Origin of the sequence: Candidatus Poriferisocius sp. (assembly GCF_965208355.1) — a bacterium.
Taxonomy (GTDB): Bacteria; Actinomycetota; Acidimicrobiia; order Acidimicrobiales; family Bin134; genus Poriferisocius.
This window is the reverse complement of record NZ_CBDBOM010000002.1, coordinates 1-20,813: the sequence shown is the minus strand read 5'-3', so window position 1 is coordinate 20,813 and position 20,813 is coordinate 1. Positions and strand designations below refer to the sequence as shown.

The window sequence follows — 20,813 nt, the reverse complement described above, 5'->3', positions numbered from 1 at the left end:
CTGGCCCCGAGCAGCTGTCAGCGTTGCCGTCGACGGTGCATCCGTCCTGCTCACTGGTGGATCAGGACTAGTGGTTGCTGGAGCAGTTGGGGCTGCGAGCACCGGGGAAGCATTTGCTTTTCTGCACTTCAACAACAGCGGCAACTATCATGTCGACGTGACCGGCGCGAGCGGGTGTTTGCCATCCATCGGATGGCATCCGAAGACACACCCGCCGCTGGGCGGGCAATCCGTTGTGACGACGGTAGAACTTCCCCTCTGGTGCCAAGAACACATGGAGCACCCCTTCATCGTCCACCCAGCGGTCGATGTCGCCCTCGATTCCGTTCAGCGTCTGACTGTTGAGGGGCTTGTATATGACTGCAGTTTTCCGCCGCGCTGACAGCTTGTTCGGCCCGTCCATTTTTCCTTTCTTTCTCTAATCTGTCTCTATGATGTATATAAGTGTTGCGGAGCAAAATAACCCCAGCTCAGGGGGGGGTTCGCCACTTTCCCGTATAAGCTCCAATAGCGCCTAGCTAGCTACCGGCAGTGCCTTTGGGCCTGAATCGCATGGCTTCGCGCAGCCGCTGACCTGGGGAGACACCGATCCACTCCAAAATTGGGGAAAATCCGCTCCAGATTCTCGTGATCCACACTCCAAACCTGCGAACATTCGACCCTGTGACCAGAGGAAATCGATTTCGCGCAACCCCCGAACAAGACCTCCCTCCGGTACTCGCCGCGGAGCTGATGCGCGCCGCGGCGGCGGGCATTGCGTGCCCGGGGCGAACCGGACGACAAACGCCCGAATCACGGGGGCAGACATGGGTGCTTTGATGCAGCTGGCGGCCTCGGCCGATTCCCGATGGGCGAGGAAGCACATCACGACAATGAAAGCTTTCAGACTTGCCAAGCACCCAGCGCGATCTGTGGGAAGGATCGCCGAAGGGCACTAGTCTCCGCAGGGGCTTCGGCGCCGCTGTTATGGCTCAAAGGGGCCGCGCCAGTCCAGCCGGGCGCGTCGGGGCTGAAGGTCATCCGGGAGTGGGGAGGGGCTGGCCCTTGGGCCGGCCGTGGTCGGGGTTGCAGTGGTCTTGGGCGAGGTCGGCGGGGTGGTCGCCAAAGTCGAGGGTGCCGAGCGCCCTGCACGCGGCGGCCAGGGCGGCGGGGTATTGGGGGTGGCCGGCGAACGCCGCCTCCAGGGCGGCTTGGCGGGCGGCGGCCTCGCGGCGGGTGTAGGGAAGAGCGCAGGTGTCGGCGGTGCCGTCGCCGTCGCTGTCGTGGGCATAAAGGCGCGGGCCGCCGAGGCCGTAGTTGGCGCAGAAGAAGGCGCTGTCAATGTAAGAGGAGTAGAAGCGGGCGGCCCTGGACGGGTCGACGGGTCCGGGCTGCTGGGGCAGGTCGCGTCGGGCGGCGTTTTGGGGGGCGCAGATGTCGGCTGCGAGTGCTTCGGGCGTGTCGCCGTCGAGGTCTTTGGGGGCGGTGTGGCAGGCGCCTTTTGCGGGGTCGGATTCGTCGGCGTCGGGGGTGGTGGGGTCGTCGGGGGGCCCGTGGAGGGCGTCTGTGAGCGCGTCGGGGTTGAGGGTGGCGAGTTTTTCGAGGGCGTATTGGCGGGCGATGGCGGCGCGTCTGGTGGTGTTCAGCGAGCAGACGTCGGCTGTACCGTCGCCGTCGAGGTCCATTGGGTGGGTAATCGGGCCGCCCAGGCTCAGGTTCGCGCAGTAGTCGGGGCTGTCGATGGTCCCGGAGAAGAACGTGTTGACCACTGTGATTGCGATGGTGTCGGTGTCGGTGTCGGCGCCGCTTCGCACGGTGAGCTCGAAGGTGAGTTTGACGCTGTTGAATCCGCCCGGTTCGGGGACGATGAAGTAGGGGAACCGAGAGTCGGCGTTGCCGACCCGGCCGCCGGCGGCGGAGTCGTAGGTGCCGTCGGCGTTGGGGAACCACTTGCCGTAGGCGAATCCCTCGGCGGCCTCGGCGTCGGTGATCGGGGGGCGGTGCTCGGTGCGGGGGTGGGTGTCGATGCCGGTGTAGGCCCAGCTGTATGTAACCGCGCTGATGGCGTCAGCGCGGACCAGCCCGGAGCTGAAGTTGCCCCTCAGGACGACGATTTCGCCGGGTTGGGCTGTTTGGTCTGTGCCGGCGAGGGCCTTCAGGTCGTCGTCGCCGTCGCGGATTGTTATCTGCACGGTGTCGGAGGCTTCCACTCCCCATCGGTCGGCGGCGGTGAACTGCACATACAAGACTATCTGGGTGCCGGTGGTCACCTCTGGCAGTCTGAACGACGCTGTGGGGGTGGTCGCCCCGCTCAGCGACAGCCGGGGGCCTCTGTAGGTCACGTCCAGGGGGGCTCCCGACGGTGTGCGCACCTGCATCCATCGGTATGCGAGCGGGTCCCCGTCGGGGTCGAATGCGAAGCCCCGCAGGCTCACCGTCCCGGTGGGGGGATCGGAGGGCGGGTAGCCGCCGTCGATGCCGTCGGGGGTGTCGATGTCGTCGGGGGCGGTGGCGGTGGGCGGGGAGTTGTCGGCCACCACCAGTTCCACTGCGACCGACCCTGTGAGCCCGCCGGGGTCGACCACCTCGACGGCGGCGGTGAACGCGTCGCCCTCCTTTGTGCCCTCGGGGGCGGTGAATGTCGCTGTGGTCCTCGACCCTGGCCGGTTCGACCTGCCGGGCTCGATGCCGGTTCCCGACCAGGTGTGCTCCAGCAGGCGGGTGCGGGCCGCCCCGTCGCCTGTGGCGACGGCGATGAGGGCCACCCCTTCGTGGGCGGCGTCTGTTGAGATGACGTACCGGTTCTCTCCGGCGGGCTGTATTCCGGCTCTGCGGTCCTCGGCGGTGGATGCCGCGGGGTCTGATTCGGGGTGTTCGATTTCCACTTGGGGGTCGGCGTGGGCGTCGCGGACCACGATTTTGACCACCTCTGTGGCTGATGCGCCGTGGTCGTCGGTGACCGTCAGCCGGTAGTATAGGTAGTAGGGGTCGGCCCGGACGCCGCCGGTGAACGGCAGCGGGGCGATCGTCTCGTCGTCGGTGGTTCCGGCTGTGTCAGGGTCGTCGTCGGTGCTGAGCGTCTTGCGGCTGTCGGTGTCGTCGGGCACCGAGGCGGTGACGGTGGGGATGTCGCTGGCGTAGATGCGCTCCCAGCTGAACGCGCTGTCGGGGAGCGGGCCGTCGGGATCGGAGCTGGCCGTTCCGTCGACCACCAGCAGCGAGCCCTCCCGGATGTCCCATTCGTTGTCGGCGTTGTCTGCCTCTCCGGGCCCGTGGATGACGCCTTGTCGGGTGTAGCGCTCGCTATTCTCGTCCACTTCGCCGTCGCCGTCGTCGTCGAAGCCGTAGAACTGCTCGCCGCGGGGAGCCGGCAGCCAGGCCTCCACCGTGATCTCTGCAGTCGGGCTTTGGTTGATGTCGGCTGTCACCGTGGCGCTGTCGGATGCCTTGGGGGTGCCGTCGTCGGTCACGGTCAGCCTGAACTCGATTGAGTAGGCCTGTTTGGCTGCCAGGGCCTGTCGGGTCAGCCTGAACTCGGCGGTGAGCCCTGCGGGGATGTTGTTGGCGGGGTCGGCGGGGGACTGGGCCACAGGGAACCCGGCGTAGGCGTCGGTCATCACCTCCCAGTCGTATTGGGTGATGCTGCCTTGGGGGTCGAAGCTCCTCGAGCCGTCCAGTGTCACGGTGGTCACCCCGGTCTGCTGGTCGGTGGTCACATCAGCCACGAGGGCGATTGCCACCGGCGGCCACTGGGCCTGTTGCGCGGCTGCCGGGATCGCCCACGCCGACAGGGCGGCGAGTGCGAGCAGTGGTACGCGCAAGCTGTTCGCCTTCCTGTGCTTCGGTCCTGGCATCGCCGTGTTCCGCAGAGAGCGCCGCGATCTGCTAGGAGTGTTGCCGTCTATGGCGGGCAGCACACATGCGGCCGTTGCCGCCACGGTTAATATGCCTGCTGGCGGGCGCAGCGCGGCTCCCCTCCCGCCGCGCTCGGAGCCCGGGAATTCGCGGCCTGCTGTCGCCGGTTGTGGGTCGCAGGCCCGGTGCCGTTGCGGCCCCCAAAAGACCAGTCAGAGCACGGCTCGCTGCGATCATTCCGGGCGATCTCGCAATTTGGTTGGAACAGGGGGGTTGTCCCGCACTTCTTTCACGGTGGGCCTTTTGGGGTTGGATGACCGGTACCAGAGCCCTTGCTGGCATTCCGCCACCGTGGCCCCTCGCCTCAACAGAAGCCCATAAAATATATGACAAATTCATATCTGGTTCAAATGTGGCTGTACAATGCTATGAAGATCATATTGTATCTCTATATTCGTGTCGGATTGCGGGGTTTGGCTGTGCAGCCCATTCGACGTCGGCGGCGGTCATCGTGAACGCACCCCGCCCCGAGCCGGGCGTGCCGATGAATAGGACCTCGATGTAGCAGGGGTGGGCTTAGACGACGGCGTTCAGCAGTTGAATCCCTCCAGCGCGGGCCCCTGCTCGCATCCCTCGCGCAGCCTTCGCCACTGGGCGCTGGCGAACTGAGCTGCCTCGTCCACTCCAGAGACCAGTCCCGGCGCGTATTCCCCGCAGCGCTCGCCGAACCGGAAGGCGAGTTCGGGAAGGCCGTCCGCGACCCGGGCTGTCTGGTCGTATGCGGCCTGCGCGGCGGCGGTGTCGCCCGTGTTGTACTGCTCGATGGCCAAGTAGGCGGACTCCTCGAGCCGCTGGCCAGCCCACACGATGAGCGCGTGTTCTGAGACGCAGAGCTGACGCTCAGAGTCTTCCTGTGACAGCGGGACGGCTGTTGGCGGCGCGGGCGCGTTCGTTCCGGAACCGCATGCCGCGGCTGTTGCCAGCAGGGCCGCCAGTGCCAGCAGGGCCGCCAGTGCCAGCAGCCCCCGCCCGCGCCGGACGCGGCGCCCGATTGGGCTGCTCCAAACGCCCCGCAACGCGGAGAGGGCGCCGGGACTGGACGATGTCGCCGCGACGGCGACGGCTTGGTGGGCGTCTCCGCTCATATTGCTACTCCTCGCAGTTGACCGGGCCTCATTCGTATCCGCCTGCAAATCAGCCGTTGACGGCCATAGGGCGGATCTCGTCGAAGTGGCGCAGTTCTCGCTTTTCCTCATCGTTTTGCGCTTGGATTCTCATGCCATGATAAATCGTCCGGGCCGTTCGGCGCGACTGCCTGCAACTCGAGGCCCCAACCTGGGCGAACCGCGCCCTCGCAGGCATCCAGACCGGCTCCGACCGACCGACAGCCGCGGCGCCGCCGGACCCTGACACGGCTGCCCGCAGCCGCCACTTCGCGGAGTCCCGGGTCATCGGAGGCGTCGCTGCCCGCCCGGCCAGGCCTTGGTCCACATCCGGAGCCAGGCGAGGGTTTGAAGTGGATTGGCCGGGAGGCCGCCTTGGCGGCGATGTCCGGTGGGCCCGCCGCCCGCGGAAGACAGACAAGTCTCCGGATTCTTGGCTTGGCTGGGTTGGTCAGGGTGAATTGGAGGTTCGTTCGATTCGCACGAGCATGGCTGCTGAGGGGGTGACTTTGCCGCTCAGATAGGTGCTGAGACGGGAAGCGCTCGTGCCGACCTGCGACGCGAATTCGGCTTTGGTCATCCCGGACCGCTCGACGGCGGCCCTTACGCGCTCAGCCGCCGTGTCCCGGTCGGCGCGTTCGTGGTCTTGGCGGGCCCTTTCGATTGCCAGCGTGAACAGCGTGTTGACACCGTCTGGGTCGCGGAATTCGAGGTAGCGCTCAACCCGGCGGGCTGTCGGTCCCCACGGAGACCTCCTGATCTCGGCGAAAACAGGGCGCCAGTCGTCGACAAGGCCGCGGTCCAATACTGTGGCCAGCGCCTCAAAGGGCCAGGTGTCAACGGCGTCGCGAGGGCTGGCGTCAACGTTGCGGAAATACAGCGCGCTCATGTCGCGCCGCTCAAGCGCAGGGCAATGTCCTGGCAGGCGCGCACCACATCGGACCAGTGGTGCCATCGCCGATCAAGGCCCTTGTAGCGCGGGAGCTCGCCGACAACATCAGTGTCGCGCGGCGAGGGATCGGCGAGAGCGATTACCAGCGAGGTCAAAACTGAAGATGGCTCGTTTGACCGGTCGGCGTAGTAGGCGTCGATGTCCAACAGCACCGCCACTGCCGCATCGTCGCCCATGTGGGCGGCCAGGGCCACAACGTCTATGAAGTCGCGCACCGCGTTGCGCTGCACAACCAGAAAGGCCTTGACCCGCAAGGCCTCCGCTTCGGTGGGTGCGACGACCACGGAGCCGGTGCCGACCGCGACCTCAATCGTCTCAAGCGGTCGGATCCGACGCATCTGCCGAAGCCCTGCCTCAATCCCGTCGAGGCTTCCCATGATGGTGAACGGCGGCTTTGAGGCCCGCACTGACGTCGCCCATCCCTCAGTCGCCTCCACCGCGCTCAGGATCGCCTCGTAGCGATCGACCAGATCTGCGAGCACATGGTCGTGGTCAAAGGAGTCGCGGTGGCCCGCGTGCAGCGCTGCGGCCGACCCTCCAACCAGAACAGCGTCCGGAACGACCGACTGAAGGCGAGCCGCCGAGACCAGCACCCGTCGCATCGTCTCGCTCAACTCAACCACTTCCTTATCATATCCGATAAGTCTGACACCGTCCAATGTCAGGCTGTCACGCCTTCTGAGCAGAAATCCCTACAGCGTGCTCGTAGAGCTGACCGACGACGATGAGGTGACTGCTCGCACCTACACTTTGGAAATCACCCGCGCCGCCGGCTAGCTGCTCTGGACCGGGTCTGTCGGGAATCTTGTGCAACCGGCCGCTGACGCCGCCGGTGCATTACCGCTCTTGGGAATCGGACGCCGGGGCTCCAACCCGCCACCATCGCCAATTCTTCCCTTAGCCGAGGCCCGCCCTGCGGGGACGGGGGAATGCAGGGGGCGGCTAGTGGTTCACGTAGTGCCAGGCGTATTGCATCTTGTCGACGCCCGAGGGTGGGTTTTGGTTGTTCGCGGAGGAATTTGGGGTGGATTTGGCATTGGCCTCGGTTGTGCCGGTGTCCCACCAGACTTCAAAGTCCCCAACGACGTAGCAACGGCGCTGGATGCAATTGCAACAGGCGACCTGATCATCGTCGCGGTGTCGGTCCCAGATGGCGGATAAGCGCCTGCACGGCCCTTGCCAGCGCCACGGCCGATCCGATCGATCTGACCCCCGACAACGGCGGTCCCAATGGCATCTGTTCCAACGACACCAACCTATAGGTCCTCGACGACGGCAAAGACCGGATCAACATCTACAGCATTGCAGCCGGCCCCACCTGACACTTGAAGGGCGAACACTTGTCGCCTGCGCCACGCAATGGACCGAACAAGACCAACACACCTTTGGCCCGTGGACACACAAACGGTTACACGTCAGGAGTCTTTCGCCCCGCCATATTCCAGAAAGGACCAATTGTGAAAATGAAGCTCGTAGTGGTCGCTGAAACGGTGCTGTTGGCGTTGTCATGCAGCGGCGGCAGCGGACACGACCTAGAAACGGCACAGCCTGAGAACAACATCGCAATCGCGACGCAATCCCAGAAGGCACCGGCGCTTCCGGAAACAGGAGTGAAGGTGACCATGGCGAGGGGCAACTGGATAGAGACCAGCTTCCAGCACCACGTCGTTCAGCTGCTGCTGGAAGAACTCGGCTACGAGGTCAGCTATCCGGTCGGCGAAGGTGGCTCTTGTTCGCCTTGGCCTGCGTGTCTTTTGTTTTCGATGGCGGTTTTCGTATGATCTTTTCGGTGGTCATCGCGTTGATCTTTGAGCATCCGACCTGGTCTCAAGGCCTGCGCAGCCGCCTTGTGGAGCGGGGCCACGAGGTGCTCGAGATCGACGTCGGCGATTTCCGGTGGGAGGTGTCGGGCCGCCCGCCGGCGGTGGACGTGTGGGTGAACCGCATCAACACGATGCCGTCGCGGCCCGGATCGGCGGCCGCAGCGATGTCGTCGGCGCGGAACATTCTCGCTTGGCTGGAGCTGCACGAGTGCTGTGTTGTGAACGGGCTGCTGGCCTACCAGATCGGGGCGTCCAAGGCGGCCCAGGCGGCGCTGTTCTGTCGCGCTGGGGCCGAAGCGCCACAGACTATAGCCGTGCAGTGCGGAGCAGGCGCCGCCGCCGCGGCCGGGGGGCTGGGATTTCCCGTTGTGCTCAAGCCCAACGCCGGCGGGTCCGGACGCGGAGTCCAGCGCTACGAGAGCCGTCGGCAGCTGCACGAGGCCATCCACGCGGGGCGGCTGGACTTCGGCCCTGATGGCACGGCTGTGGTCCAAAAGGCGGTCGACAGCGCCGACGGCTATATCTACCGGATCGAGATCCTCGACTCGCAGGTGCTCTACTGCGCACGCCAGCGCCTCGTCGGCGGCGTCTTCAACTACTGCGCGATCGACGGGCTCGCCGCCGCCGGCGAGCCCGCCCTGGAGCTGGCGGAGGCAGACGCCGGCGCGGCGGCGCGCGCGGTCTGCGCCGCGGGGCTCGCCGAAGCCGATTTCGCCAGCGCCGAGTATCTGCTTGACGCCGACACCGGCGCCCCGGTGTTCATCGATTTCAACCCGTACTCGAACCTGATCACAGGATTCGACGACGAACTCGGGTTCTGTCCGCTGGACAGGCTGGCGGACGCCATCGAGAGCAGAGCCGACCGCTAGCCCCCGAACAGAAAGCACCCACCGCACAGGGGCCCACCCCCGTCCGCAGCAGACACGGGCAACAGCCCGCCGCAACACCGCCAGCGGGCATAGGCAAACTTTAATCACCAGGCCGAGGGCCCCGGCAACCACAACAATGACACTCGGGGATTTTGTGTGTCGGGCGTGGTCGGGTCTGTCGGGGATTTTGTGTGTCGGGCGTGGTCTGAGGGTCCGCGGTTTGGTGTGGTGGGCTGGTTCGGGTGTGCTGTTGATGGCGGTTGTGGGTTGGTATAGTCGTGCCGGTTCAGCTTTGCGGGGAGTTGTGGAATGTTTGCTCGCGGTTGTGGGTGGCGGTTGTGGCCGGCGGTGTTGGTGTTGGCTGGGGTGTTGGTGCCGGTTGGGTTTGGTGGTGCTGGTGCGCAGGGGCTTGCGGCGTTTTCCCGGTTGGTGGATGCGGAGTTCGACTCGTTGGCTGGGGCGGGCAATGAGTATCCGGGGGCGTTGTGGTCGGACGGGTCGGTGTTGTGGGTGGCTGATCTGGTGGAGGACAAGGTGTTCGCGTACGATGCCGCGACTGGCGTGCGCCGGCCGGGCGATGATGTGGATTCGCTGCGGGGGGCGGGCAACACGTTTCCGACGGGGATGTGGTCGGACGGGTCGGTGTTGTGGGTGGCCGACGGCGCCGATTCCAAGGTGTATGCGTACGATCTGGCCACCGGTGCTCATCTGCCGCATCTGGGCATCGAGACGCTGGGCGGGGCGGGCAACGATTGGCCGCGGGGGCTGTGGTCGGACGGCTCGGTGCTGTGGGTGGCCGATTACTGGGATGGCAAGGTGTACGCGTACGATCTCGCGACCGGTGAGCGCCGGCCTGATGATGATGTGGGCTCGCTGGATGCGGCGGGCAACGACCGTCCTACGGGGTTGTGGTCGGACGGGTCGGTGCTGTGGGTGGCCGACATGGCCGACGACAAGGTGTACGCGTACGACCTGGCGACGGGCGCGCGGCGTCCTGCTGGGGATTTCGACACGTTGGCCGCCGCGGGCAATGGCCGTCCGGCGGCGCTGTGGTCGGACGGGGCGGTGCTGTGGGTGGCCGACAGCGGCAAGTCGAACGACGACGGCGAGTCGAGGCTGTTCGCGTACCGGATGCCCGACAGCGCGCTGCTGCGGTCGCTGTCGCTGAGCGGCGCGGACTTCGGGGTGTTCTCCGCGGGCCGGTTCTCCTATTCGGTGCGGGTGCCGTCAGCGACGACGCAGACGACGGTAGCCGCGGAGGCGGCGGGCTCGGGAGCGTCGGTTGTCATCGCGCCCGCCGACGCCGACAGCGGCGCCGAGGGCCACCAGGTCGACTTGTCGCCGGGCGCGAACGCGATCACGGTGACGGTCGCCAACGGGACGCTGGTCGAGACCTACAACGTGGCCGTGGAGCGCTCCTCGCTCGGCGCGGTCGACGACGACGCGTCGCTGGGCGCCTTGAGCCTGAGCGGCGTCGACATCGGCGCGTTCGACCCCTACGACCGCCGCTACGCGGCGGTAGTGCCGTCCACGGTCACTTCTGCCACGGTGACCGCCACTCCCACGAACGCGGACGCGTCGGTCACCATCGCGCCCGCGGACGCGAACTCCGATCCCGACGACGGCCATCAGGTAGCGCTCGGCGCGGGCGCCAACACCGTCACCGTCACGGTGGCCTCGTCGGATCTGACCGCGTCGGCGGTGTACACGGTGCGCGTCACCCAGGTCGACGCTCCCGCCGTCACCGGCGACGCGTCGCTGAGCGCGCTCACCGTGGCCGAGACCGACACCGACGACGCAGTCGGGATCGGCGCCTTCAGCGCCGACACCCGCTCCTATGCCGCGGCGGTGGACAGCTCGGTCGGATCGGTCACCGTCGCGGCGACGCCCGCTGACCCGCACGCGTCGGTCACCATCGCGCCCGACGACGCCGACACCGCGACCGACGGCCACCAGGTCAGCCTCGCCGCGGGCGCCACCACCGCCGTCACCGTCACGGTGGTCTCCTCCGACCTGTCCGCCACCGCGCAGTACACGATCAGCGTGGGACGCGCCTACACCGACGGCGTCATCCGCCTCGACCCCGACACCACGCCCGTCGCCTCCATGTGGTCCGACGGCGACGTCTTGTGGGTCGCCGGCCCCGACTGGGTCCACGCCTACGACCTCCAAACCGGCGCACGCCAGACCGACCGCGACTTCCCGCTCACCCACGCCCACGACATCCACGGCGACGACCTGCGCGACGGCAGATTCGAAGGAGGAGGCCTGTGGAGCGACGGCGAGCACCTCTACGCCCTCGAAGGCCTCTACGGCGGGCTCTACGCCTACGACCCCGCCACCGGCCACCGCCGACCCGCACACGACCGCAACGGAACCAGACCAAACCGGCCGTCGCTCAACATAGCGGAAATCGCCAATCCTCATCCTGAGGGCATCTGGTCCGACGGGACCACCATGTGGATCGCCGACAGCGATTTCAATCGCGTGGTGATCATCGACCTCGCCACCGGCAGCTATCAGAGCACGAAGATCAGGGGTGTCGGAAGGCGCCATGGCAACAGCAACCCCCGCGACGTGTGGTCCGACGGCGACGTTATGTGGATCCTCGACGACGAAGACGACAGGGTCTACGCCTACGACATCGACGACGCCGACCGGCACACCAGCCTGGAGATAGGCACGCTGGGCAGAGTCGGCAACGACGATCCAGCTGCAATCTGGTCCGACGGCGACACCATGTGGGTGCTCGACAGCGAGGACCTCATCGTCTACCCCTACCCGATGGCAGCGCGTGCGCGGCTGGCGAGCCTCTCGTTCACCGACGTCAGCTTCGGCGGTCTGCGCAGCGGCGTCGACAGCTACAATGCCGCAGCCGCCAACACCGTGAGCGCCACCACCGTCGCCGCAGCCGCCACGGAATCCGGCGCGACGGTGACCGTCAGCCCCGCCGACGCCGACAGCAACACTGACGGCCACCAGGTCAACCTGTCGCTGGGCTCCAACACCGTCACCGTCACCGTCACGCTCGGCGCCCAGGTCAGGACCTACACCGTGAACGTGGTCAAAATCAACGTCGCGACCCTTTCCTCGGACGCATCGCTCAGCACGCTCAGCTTCAGCGGCGCCTCCACGTTCACCCCCGGTGATTGCCCCTGCAGCGCCCAAGTCGACAACGACGTCACTCAGACCACCATCACCGCTGCTGCGACCGACGCCAACGCGACAGTGACCATCAGCCCCGCCGACGCCGACACCGACGCCGACGGCTACCAAGTGAGCCTCGCACAGGGCAGCAACCGCATCACGATCACCGTGGTGTCCTCTGATCTGTCCACGAAATCGGTGTACTCCGTGAACATCTATCGCCGCGGCGCGGTCCGGGTCGGGGGCACTGATGTGAGCTTGCGCGGTGTGTGGTCCGACGGCGAGGTCCTCTGGGCGGTCGACGGAGTGTCGGACACGCTGCTCGCCTTCGACTTGGAGACCCTCGAGCGTCTGCCCGACCGCGACTTCGACCACTTCGAGAGTGGCCGCTGGCCGACCGGGCTGTGGTCCGACGGAGAGACGATCTGGATCATCATCCACAAAGACAAGACCGCTCGCGCATACTCGCTGGCCACCGGGGAGCGTCTGCCCGATAGCGACATCGCGATCGCATTGGCTCGGTGGGGGTGGGGCCTGTGGTCCGACGGCGACACCATGTGGGTCACCGACAGGTACCTCGACCGGCTGTTTGCTTTCGACATGTCTCCTGGGCCATGGGACCGCGACGACGGGCGTTGGATCCGATCGAAAGACCTCGTCCGGCTCGCCAACTTCGGCCGCGATACTCCCGACCACTACGGCAACGACACTCCGGGCGACCTCTGGTCCGACACGGTCACGATGTGGGTGCCCGACTTCTACGACTCGAAGCTGTACGCCTATGAGCTTGCTACTGGTGATCGCCAGCCGCAGCGCGATGTCGACGTCCGGGGGACGAACGGCGAGCTGACCCAACCGCAGGGAGTGTGGTCTGACGGTCACACCATGTGGGTGACCGACAGCCGCAGCGACAGCATCGTGACCGTGGATGCGCCGGTGAGCACGCTGTTGACGTCGCTGGCGCTGAGCGGCGTTGACTTCGGCACTTTTGACAAGGGGACGAGGGACTACTCGGCGACGGTGGCCGCCACGGTGAGTTCGGCCACGCTCACCTATGAGGTGTTCGACGACGAGGCCGAGGTCGTCGTCTCGCCCGCCGACGCCGATACCGGCACCGAGGGCCACCAGGTCGGCCTCGCGGAGGGCGCCAACACCATCACGGCGACGGTGACGGCGCCCGACGGCACAACCACGGTGTACACCGTCACCGTCGAGCGGGCCGCGGCGTCGCCGCCTCCGGATGTGCGATTCGTGCCCGGGGACGACCCCATTGAGAAGCATAAGGAGCCGGCCCAGCAGCAGTCAGAGGAACAGCAGTCCGAGGAGTCTCAGTCCGAGGAGTCTCAGTCCGAGGAGTCTCAGGAGTCGGCGGCTGATGAGGTCGGCGGGGTGGTGTTGTCGAGTGGTGCGCCGGGGGAGTTGAGCGTGTCGTGGTCGGCGCCGGGTTTGGCGCCGTTCGGGTATCGGGTGATGTGGGCTCGGGAGGATCTGGAGTATCTGTCGTATTGGCAGGCCGATGAGGCCCATCGGGGCAACGCGTGGCCTGGCGGCGACGCCACCTCGGTGACGCTGTCGGGCTTGGAGGAGGGCGCGACCTACAAGGTGCGGGTGCGGGCGCGGTTCCTCACCGAGGGGGGGAGGGTGTCGGCGTCGCCGTGGACCGATGAGGTCACGGCGGTGGTGTCGTCTTCGCCGGCCGCCGAGCAGCGGTCTGATGAGCAGCGGTCGGAGTCGGAGTCTGATGTGCCGGAGTCTGGGTCTGTGGGGCCGGCGTTGACGGCGAGTTTTGAGGGGGTGCCTGATGCGCATTCGGGTGCGGGCAGCGATTTGGTGGTTCGGGTTCGGTTCAGCGAGCCGTTGGCGGTGAGCTATGTGACGATGCGCGACGGCGGTGGGGTGTTCGTGCAGTCCCCGCATCGGGTGGTCAAGGCCAAGCGGGTGGAGGGCCGCAGCGATCTGTGGGACATCACCATCAGGGTCGGCGACGACCGGAGGCTGTCGGTGACGGTGTTCAAGGGCTCTGGCTGTGACGGCGAGCATGCGGTGTGCACCGCCGATGGGCGGCCGGTGTCGAAGGCGGCCCAAGTCTTCATCGAAGGCCCCAGCAGCTAGCCAGTCGCCCGACGGCGACCGCCGCGACGGTGACCCGGCAAGGCTACTGTGCGCCGAGTTGCCCGCTGTCGCGTTGGAGGGACCGCGGGCGGTCGGCAAGACCGAGACTGCGCTGCGCCGGGCGACCACTGTGCATCGCTTGGACGACATCGCCGAATTCGACATCGCTCGCGCCGATCCCTCGCGTCTTGCCAAGGGCCATCCGCTGGTGCTCATCGACGAGTGGCAGAGGTTGCCGGAGTCGTGGGATGTCGTGCGCCGCGCGGTGGACGCTGACCCCCGTACGCCTCGGTTCTTGCTGACCGGCTCCGCAGCGCCGGCACAGGCGCCGACGCACTCAGGTGCAGGCAGAATTGTCACGGTGCGCATGCGGCCACTGTCGCTCGCAGCGCGCCTGCTCGAGACCGATGCCGACGCCCTGCTCGAGGGGCGTGACAGCGACTGGCGCATTCCCCGCGACGCCAGTCTGCTCAACGCGTTGTTCCAATCGTTGGTCACCTTGTCGGTGCGCGTGTACGCGCAAGCGAACGAGGCCAAGGTGTTCCATCTGCGCACTCAGGGCGGAGAGCACGAAGTCGACCTGATCGTCCAAGGAGCAGGCGGTCGCGTCGTGGCACTGGAGGTGAAACTCACCCAGACCGCCTCCCACAGCGACACCCGTCACCTGCGATGGCTTGCAGAACGCATCGGACCCACGCTCGCCGATGCCGCAGTCATTACCACCGGGCCCGAGGCGTACTGGCGACCCGACGGCATCGCTGTCATCCCTGCCGCACTGCTCACCGCTTGAGTATCGCTGTGCACGTCCATGCCGTCTTGATACAGGCCTGCCTGTCGCCGACGAGAATATACTGACATCAGTGCGCCAGCACAAGGAATCGCCATCACGAGCGCGCCGCAGACTCAAGCGGTTGCAGCGCGCATCGCGGCTCTGAGGCATCGGGGAACAACATGATCAGTCGCAGCAATGCGAGTTTCGGCAGTTTCGTTCGGCAGCTGTTCGGTTCTGCTGCAGGACGAGGGCCACGGCGGCCGCGTCGCGCGATGTGCGCGCTGGCGGCATGCTTTGTGGGGTCAGCGTTGCTGGCGACAGCAATGGGGCCTGCCTGGGCACAGAGCAGCGACGCGACCCTCTCGCAGCTTTCGATGAGCCACGTCCGCAGAGGCGTTTCCGTCACCGGCTTCCACGTCAGCAGCCCTCAGTACTCTGACTACACGACGCTGGTCGGTCCCACCGTCGCTGAGGCGGTCGTCACCGCCGAGGCGTCAAATCCCTCGGACACGGTGACCATCAGCCCTGCTGACGCCGATCCCGACACCGACGCGCACGAGGTCGCCCTCGCCGTCGGCACGAACGTCGTCGAGATCGCGGTGCAGCCCTCAGACGACGCCGAGCCCAGCACGTACACATTGACGGTGACCCGGCTGTCGGATGCCCCGTTCGAGCGTGACACCACCGAGGAGCACTTCTTCGGCTGGGAGATCGAAGACCCGTACTCGGTGGCATCCGACGGAGTCCACATGTGGGTCGCCGGCCCGCTCTCGGCCACCGTCGTCGCCTACGACCTGGCGAGCGGCGAACGTCGGCCGGCTCTGGACATCAGCCCCGAGGCCCATCCGCATGTCGGCGCCTCCTATGGAGTGACGGTGAGCGGGACGACGCTGTGGGTCCTGGACCCCTCGAATCAGAAGATTCATGCGTTCGACACGGCCACCGCCGCGCCGCTGCCCGGCTTGACCTTCGACTCGCCGGCGTCGCCGGGCGAGGCGTGGACCGACGGCGAGACCTTCTGGTTGCACAACGGCGGGCTCGACAGCATCGCCGCCTTCGATGCGGTGACCGGCGAGCATCTCCCTGACAAGAGCCTCACGACCCTTGTCGAGGCAGGCAATACCGCGGTGGGGGGTTTCTGGTCAGACGGCGACACCATGTGGGTCTCAGACTGGAATGCCAGCAAGATCTTCGCTTACGACCTGTCCACCGGCGAACGACTGCCCTCCAAGGACTTCAACACGCTGGCCACCACGCTCGCCGGTATCGGCAACTATCTCCCCGCCGGATTGTGGTCGGACGGGAACACCATGTGGGTTTCCGACTTCCGGGTCGACAAGGTGTACGCCTACAACATGCCGCCGACAGCGATGCTGTCGACGCTGGAGATCGAAGGGTTCGACTTCGGCTCGTTCCGGCCCGGCCGGCGGCACTACTCGCTGCACCTGCCGATGAGCACCACGTCGGTCACCCTCAGGGCCTCGGCGGCGTCGCGCAGCGCCCAGGTGTCGATCAGCCCCGCCGACGCCGACGACACCGTCGACGGCCACCAGATCGCAATCGGCACCGACGCAGCCGCGGCAACCGTCTCGGTGGTCGACGGCGACGCTTCCACCGCGTATACCGTTGGGCTGTCCCGTTCGGAGCACGCCACGGTGTCCAGCGACGCAACGCTGTCAGCGCTCGAGCTGACCGATGTCGACCTCGGCGTCTTCGACAGCATCGACTACTACCATGCCGGCACCGTGGACAACAGCGTGTCGCGCACCACGGTGACCGCCACGCCTGCCGACCTCGGCGCTTCGGTCACCATCAGCACGCCTGACGCCGAAGCTGCCGACGGCTACCAGATCGACCTCGACGTCGGCACCACCTCGTTCGACGTCACGGTGGACTCCTCCGACGGTCAGCGCACCCATGTCTACCGCGTGAGGGTCGATCGAGCCGCAGCCGGCGACTACGGCTGGGCGGCGAACCTCGACATCATGCTCGACGACATCAGCGCCACCACTGGGGGATCGTCCCATGCCGGCGGCGTGTGGTCCGACGGCACGATCGTGTGGGTCGTCGACCAGAGTCGCAGCGTCATCTTGGCGTACGACCGCGACAGCGGGGCCCGGCTGCCCGAGCGGGACATCGTCGACCTGCGAACGTACGACGAAGACTGGAACTTCACCGGGAACTGGGATCCCCGGGGCATCTGGTCAGACGGCGACACCATGTGGGTTGCCGACTGGGTCGACGACAGCGTGTTCGCCTATTCGCTGGCAGACGGCACCCGCCGGGCCGACCAGGACTTCGAGTTGGCGTACGAGAACAATGAGGCCAGGGGCATGTGGTCCGATGGCACCACCATGTGGATCACCAATGCCCACAAGGTGTTCGCGTACACGCTCGGTACGGGCCAACGCGATCCCTCGAAGGACCTTGACGGCCTGAACGAGGCCGGCAACTCGTCGCCGTGGGGCCTGTGCTCCGATGGTGAGGTCTTGTGGGTGACTGACACGAGCGATGCCAAGACATACGCATACAGCCTCGATGACGGTTCACGACTCCCCGAGCAGGACTCCCCAGTCCTCGCGACCTCGCCGCGGGGCGCGTGGTGCGATGCCAGCCATCTGCTCACGACCAGTTCCGCACGTCGCGTCCACGTGTTCAACATGCCCCAGTCCGAGGAGCAGTCCGAGGTGGAGGGACAGCGGGAGTCGGAGTCTGATGGGGGGCCGTTGGGGGTGTTGGAGCAGCGGGTGTTGGCGCCTGATGAGATCGGTTCGGTGGTGTTGTCGAGCGGTGCGCCGGGGGAGTTGGGCGTGTCGTGGTCGGCGCCGGGTTTGGTGCCGTTCGAGTATCGGGTGATGTGGGCTCGGGAGGATCTGGGGTATCTGTCGTATTGGCAGGCTGATGAGGCGCATCGGGGCAACGTGTGGCCTGCGCCGGATGCGTCCTCGGTGACGCTGGAGGGCCTGGAGGAGGGCGCGACCTACAAGGTGCGGGTGCGGGCGCGGTTCCTCAGCCTGGGGGGGAAGGTGTCGGCGTCGCCGTGGACTGATGAGGTCACGGCGGTGGTGTCGTCTTCGCCGTACGCCCAGCAGCAGGCCGACGAGCTGGGGTCCGATGAGCAGCAGTCTGACGAGTCTGAGCAGCGGGCCGACGAGCCCGAGACTGAGCAGCGGGCCGAGTCGGTGGGGCCGCCGTTGACGGCGAGTTTTGAGGGGGTGCCTGATGCGCATTCGGGTGCGGGCAGCGATTTGGTGGTTCGGGTTCGGTTCAGCGAGCCGTTGGCGGTGAGCTTTGTGACGATGCGCGACGGCGGTGGGGTGTTCGTGCAGTCCCCGCATCGGGTGGTCAAGGCCAAGCGTGTCGAGGGTCGCAGCGATCTGTGGGACATCACGGTGAGGGTCGGCGATGACCGGAGGCTGTCGGTGACGGTGTTCGAGGGCTCTGGCTGTGACGGCGAGCATGCGGTGTGCACCGCCGATGGGCGGCCGGTGTCGAAGGCGGCCCAGATCTTCATCGGAGGCCCCAGCAGCTAGCGAGGCTGCGCGTTCGCAGCCTGTGCGTGCTCGACTCAGTTGGTTGCCACGCAGCGGGTTCCCGCGGCGGGCCGACTTTCGTCGGAGGGACAGGCCGGCAGGCTGTCGATATCGACGCCGGTGTTGGCCTCTTAGGTGGCCTTCTCGGTCGCGCTGATGCACCCGGACATCGAGTAGCTGTTGGCATGGTAGGTGACGACAATCTGGCATCCCGCTGGAGGCGGAGTTGTATCGCGCCCGGGGCCGTCGTTCGGCCAGTAGCGAGCGATTGCCTGGGAGACTCCTTGGCGCTGCCTCGGTTCGACCAGGACGCTGACGAAGCCAGCTCTGGTGCACGAAAAGCTGTACGCGCCGCTGGAGGAGGAGGAACCCGATACATATTCGTAGGTCACTTCTCGAGTGCCGTCGACAAAATACTCAATGCTGATTGTCTGGGGGCCATAGGGCGTACCGGGGTCGAATCCGGCTGACGTGTCGACGGTGATCTGACGCCCATTCAGCGAAATCCGGCTGTCTTGGCTGTCGGTATAGCTGAGACTGTAGGTCAGCGGCCCGCCGCAATCCCCGACGCTGATCCTGAGGCCGTGGCGGATGACGTCGCCGCCCTCCCGAGTGCGTTCCCCGATTCCATCCAAGATGCAGCTGTTGCCCTCTCTGCTCCAGCCGCTCTCGCACTCTTGTCTTGGCGGCGTCGGCAGACTGAAGCTGGTTGTCTCGCCCTCGGTGATGGATCTGTACGGCTGTTCCGACTGAGCTGCGGCCGGGGAGCCAGCAACACCGGCCAAGAAAGCCAGCACTGCCGTGATCGTTCCCAAAAGCAGAAATACTCGGGAGAGCGTCCTCTTGGCGGGCAACGGCATCGTGTGTCCAACGTACTAGTTCACGCGTACCGGCTCAAACGATCTATCTTGGGTCTTGCGCAGGCTCTGGACTGGGCTTGTCAGAGGCTCCCTTGTCAAGCGGCGAGTTTGAGTGGCGGTTGTCGGGTGTTTTGGTCGCGCCACATTCGGCGGATGACTCGGTTGGCGAGTTGTCGTTTGTGGGCTCGTCGGGCTTCTCGTCGGGTTTTGTTTTCTGTGGCCTTGCGGGCGAGGTAGGCGGCGGCTTGGGGCTGGTGGCGCTGCTGGGTTACCGACGCGATGTGGAGCACTGAGTTGATGCGCCGGTTGCCCCGGAAGTCGAGCCGGTGTTTGACGGGGTCTGAGTTGCCTTCGCCTGAGGAGAGCGCGACGGCGCCGGTGCCGCACCAGCGGGCGAACTTGGACTCGCGGTCGAACCGGCGCGGGTCGCCGACCTCGCACACCAGGGTGGCTGCTGCGATGGGTCCGATGCCCGGCTCGTCGCGCAGGGTGGTGCCGTGGCGGTCGAACAGCTCTTCGATGAGGCGCTCGAGGCGGCGGATCTGCCGTCGTGCGGCGCTGCGCGGCCGGGCTCGACGCCCGCGAAGTGCCCGCGTCGCGCCCGGCGGCGGCCAGAGCGATCGCAACATGCGCTTCCCACTTGGCCGATCCCTCCACGCCGACCCGCTCGGTGCGGTGGGCATTGAGCAAATCGATCGCCGCGCCGTAGCCGGCCGCGGTGTTCGCGAACGTCTCACAGCAGGTCTCGACGCCGTGGCAGTCGACGATGCCGACGGTGAATGTGTCCTGATGGGGGTCGATGCCCCCGACTGGAAATGACATGATGTGCTCCTGCTGGAATTGATGCTCCGGTGGTCCGGGATCGGCAGGGGCGCTTCGTCACAACCGAGTCGAGAAAATCAGGTTCCCTTCAAGACAGGAGCGCACCTGCCGGCCCCACACTCGACGCGACACGTCTGACAACAGGCACAAAGCCAAAACCTTGTGGAGTCACCGCCGAGCGCAGGACCGGACCGTAACCCCCAGGCCGAGGGCCCCGGCAACCACAACAATGACACTCGGGAATTTTGTGTGTCGGGCGTGGTCTGCGGGGCGTTTTGTCGCGGGTGGGGCGGGCCGGTTGGGGTGTGTTGTTGGCGGGTGGTGGTTGTGGGCTGGCATGATGGTGTCAGTCCGGTTTGGCTGGGGGGTTCGTAGTGTTTGTTCGGGGTGTGGTGCGCGGTGTGGTGCGTCGGTGGTGGTCGGCGGTGTTGGTGTTGGTGTTGGTGGTGGGTGTGGCGGCGCCGGCGGGGGCTGGGAGCGGCTCGGGCGACGGCGGCGCGGCGTGGGGCCGGGTGGCGGGCGGCGATGTTTCGCTGGGCGCGGGTCATGTGCTGCCGTATTCGCTGTGGTCTGACGGTGCGACGCTGTGGGTGGCCGATCCGGTGGCGGGTGCGGTGCTGGCCTATGGCCTGGCGGCGGGGGAGCGCCGCGCGGGCCGCGACCTCGACGGGGCCGAGGTGGGGTTTTGGATGCCGATGGGCGTCGGCGGGGACGGGTCGGTGTTGTGGGTGAGCGATCTGGCCAGCGAGAGGGTGTTCGCGTTCGATCTGGTGTCGGGCGCGCTGTTGGCGGGGCGCACGGTCGTGCCGGGTTTCTCGCCGCGCGATGTGTGGTCCGACGGGGACACGCTGTGGGTGGTGGACCCCTCAGGGGGCGGGCTGGCCGCGTTCGACGCGGCGACCGGCGACGCGCTGGAGGGCCGGTCG

General features: G+C 66.6%; 14 protein-coding genes. 7 read left to right on the top strand and 7 right to left on the bottom strand.

Annotated features, from left to right (window positions below):
- Positions 1-67 precede the first annotated feature (67 nt).
- The 5 genes from ACOGXH_RS00175 to ACOGXH_RS00155 all read right to left on the bottom strand — a co-directional run bounded on the left by ACOGXH_RS00175 (position 68) and on the right by ACOGXH_RS00155 (position 6,572).
- Positions 68-403 carry a hypothetical protein gene (locus ACOGXH_RS00175; protein ID WP_419927099.1) on the bottom strand — a complete coding sequence of 112 codons (336 nt, stop codon included), beginning with the start codon at positions 401-403 and terminating at the stop codon, positions 68-70.
- A 613-nt stretch (positions 404-1,016) separates the two neighbouring features.
- Positions 1,017-3,800 (bottom strand): PKD domain-containing protein, encoded by a 2,784-nt coding sequence (locus tag ACOGXH_RS00170; protein WP_419927098.1) that lies wholly within the window; start codon positions 3,798-3,800, stop codon positions 1,017-1,019.
- 624 nt (positions 3,801-4,424) lie between these two features.
- Positions 4,425-4,979, bottom strand: coding sequence for a hypothetical protein (locus tag ACOGXH_RS00165; protein ID WP_419927097.1), 555 nt, complete (start codon positions 4,977-4,979; stop codon positions 4,425-4,427).
- A gap of 469 nt (positions 4,980-5,448) precedes the next feature.
- Positions 5,449-5,886, bottom strand: a complete 438-nt coding sequence (locus tag ACOGXH_RS00160; RefSeq protein ID WP_419927096.1) for a helix-turn-helix domain-containing protein — start codon at positions 5,884-5,886, stop codon at positions 5,449-5,451.
- The gene (locus ACOGXH_RS00155; protein ID WP_419927095.1) at positions 5,883-6,572 is read right to left on the bottom strand and encodes a hypothetical protein; all 690 of its coding nucleotides are present in this window, start codon (positions 6,570-6,572) and stop codon (positions 5,883-5,885) included. The genes ACOGXH_RS00160 and ACOGXH_RS00155 overlap by 4 nt, the downstream gene beginning before the upstream one ends.
- Positions 6,573-7,412: 840 nt before the next feature.
- Between ACOGXH_RS00155 and ACOGXH_RS00150 the strand changes: the two genes are divergently transcribed.
- The 5 genes from ACOGXH_RS00150 to ACOGXH_RS00130 all read left to right on the top strand — a co-directional run bounded on the left by ACOGXH_RS00150 (position 7,413) and on the right by ACOGXH_RS00130 (position 18,205).
- Complete coding sequence (locus ACOGXH_RS00150; RefSeq protein WP_419927094.1) at positions 7,413-7,730, top strand: hypothetical protein; 318 nt, start codon at positions 7,413-7,415, stop codon at positions 7,728-7,730.
- The gene (locus ACOGXH_RS00145; RefSeq protein WP_419927093.1) at positions 7,697-8,641 is read left to right on the top strand and encodes an ATP-grasp domain-containing protein; all 945 of its coding nucleotides are present in this window, start codon (positions 7,697-7,699) and stop codon (positions 8,639-8,641) included. Before ACOGXH_RS00150 ends, ACOGXH_RS00145 begins: the two co-directional genes overlap by 34 nt.
- Positions 8,642-8,950: 309 nt before the next feature.
- On the top strand, positions 8,951-13,900 hold the full coding sequence (locus ACOGXH_RS00140; RefSeq protein WP_419927092.1) for a cadherin-like beta sandwich domain-containing protein: 4,950 nt from the start codon (positions 8,951-8,953) through the stop codon (positions 13,898-13,900).
- Complete coding sequence (locus ACOGXH_RS00135; RefSeq protein ID WP_419927091.1) at positions 13,845-14,690, top strand: ATP-binding protein; 846 nt, start codon at positions 13,845-13,847, stop codon at positions 14,688-14,690. Before ACOGXH_RS00140 ends, ACOGXH_RS00135 begins: the two co-directional genes overlap by 56 nt.
- Positions 14,691-15,046: 356 nt before the next feature.
- Positions 15,047-18,205 carry a cadherin-like beta sandwich domain-containing protein gene (locus tag ACOGXH_RS00130; RefSeq protein ID WP_419927090.1) on the top strand — a complete coding sequence of 1,053 codons (3,159 nt, stop codon included), beginning with the start codon at positions 15,047-15,049 and terminating at the stop codon, positions 18,203-18,205.
- Positions 18,206-18,336: 131 nt separating this feature from the next.
- On the opposite strand, the gene ACOGXH_RS00125 is transcribed toward ACOGXH_RS00130, so the two are convergent.
- Complete coding sequence (locus ACOGXH_RS00125; protein WP_419927089.1) at positions 18,337-19,065, bottom strand: hypothetical protein; 729 nt, start codon at positions 19,063-19,065, stop codon at positions 18,337-18,339.
- Positions 19,066-19,160: 95 nt separating this feature from the next.
- Positions 19,161-19,694 carry a transposase gene (locus ACOGXH_RS00120; RefSeq protein WP_419927088.1) on the bottom strand — a complete coding sequence of 178 codons (534 nt, stop codon included), beginning with the start codon at positions 19,692-19,694 and terminating at the stop codon, positions 19,161-19,163.
- Between ACOGXH_RS00120 and ACOGXH_RS00115 the strand changes: the two genes are divergently transcribed.
- Complete coding sequence (locus ACOGXH_RS00115) at positions 19,693-19,884, top strand: hypothetical protein (RefSeq protein ID WP_419927087.1); 192 nt, start codon at positions 19,693-19,695, stop codon at positions 19,882-19,884. The genes ACOGXH_RS00120 and ACOGXH_RS00115 overlap by 2 nt on opposite strands.
- Before the next feature lie 377 nt (positions 19,885-20,261).
- Positions 20,262-20,813, top strand: a 552-nt coding sequence (locus tag ACOGXH_RS00110; RefSeq protein ID WP_419927086.1) for a YncE family protein, incomplete at its 3' end; no start/stop codon positions are given.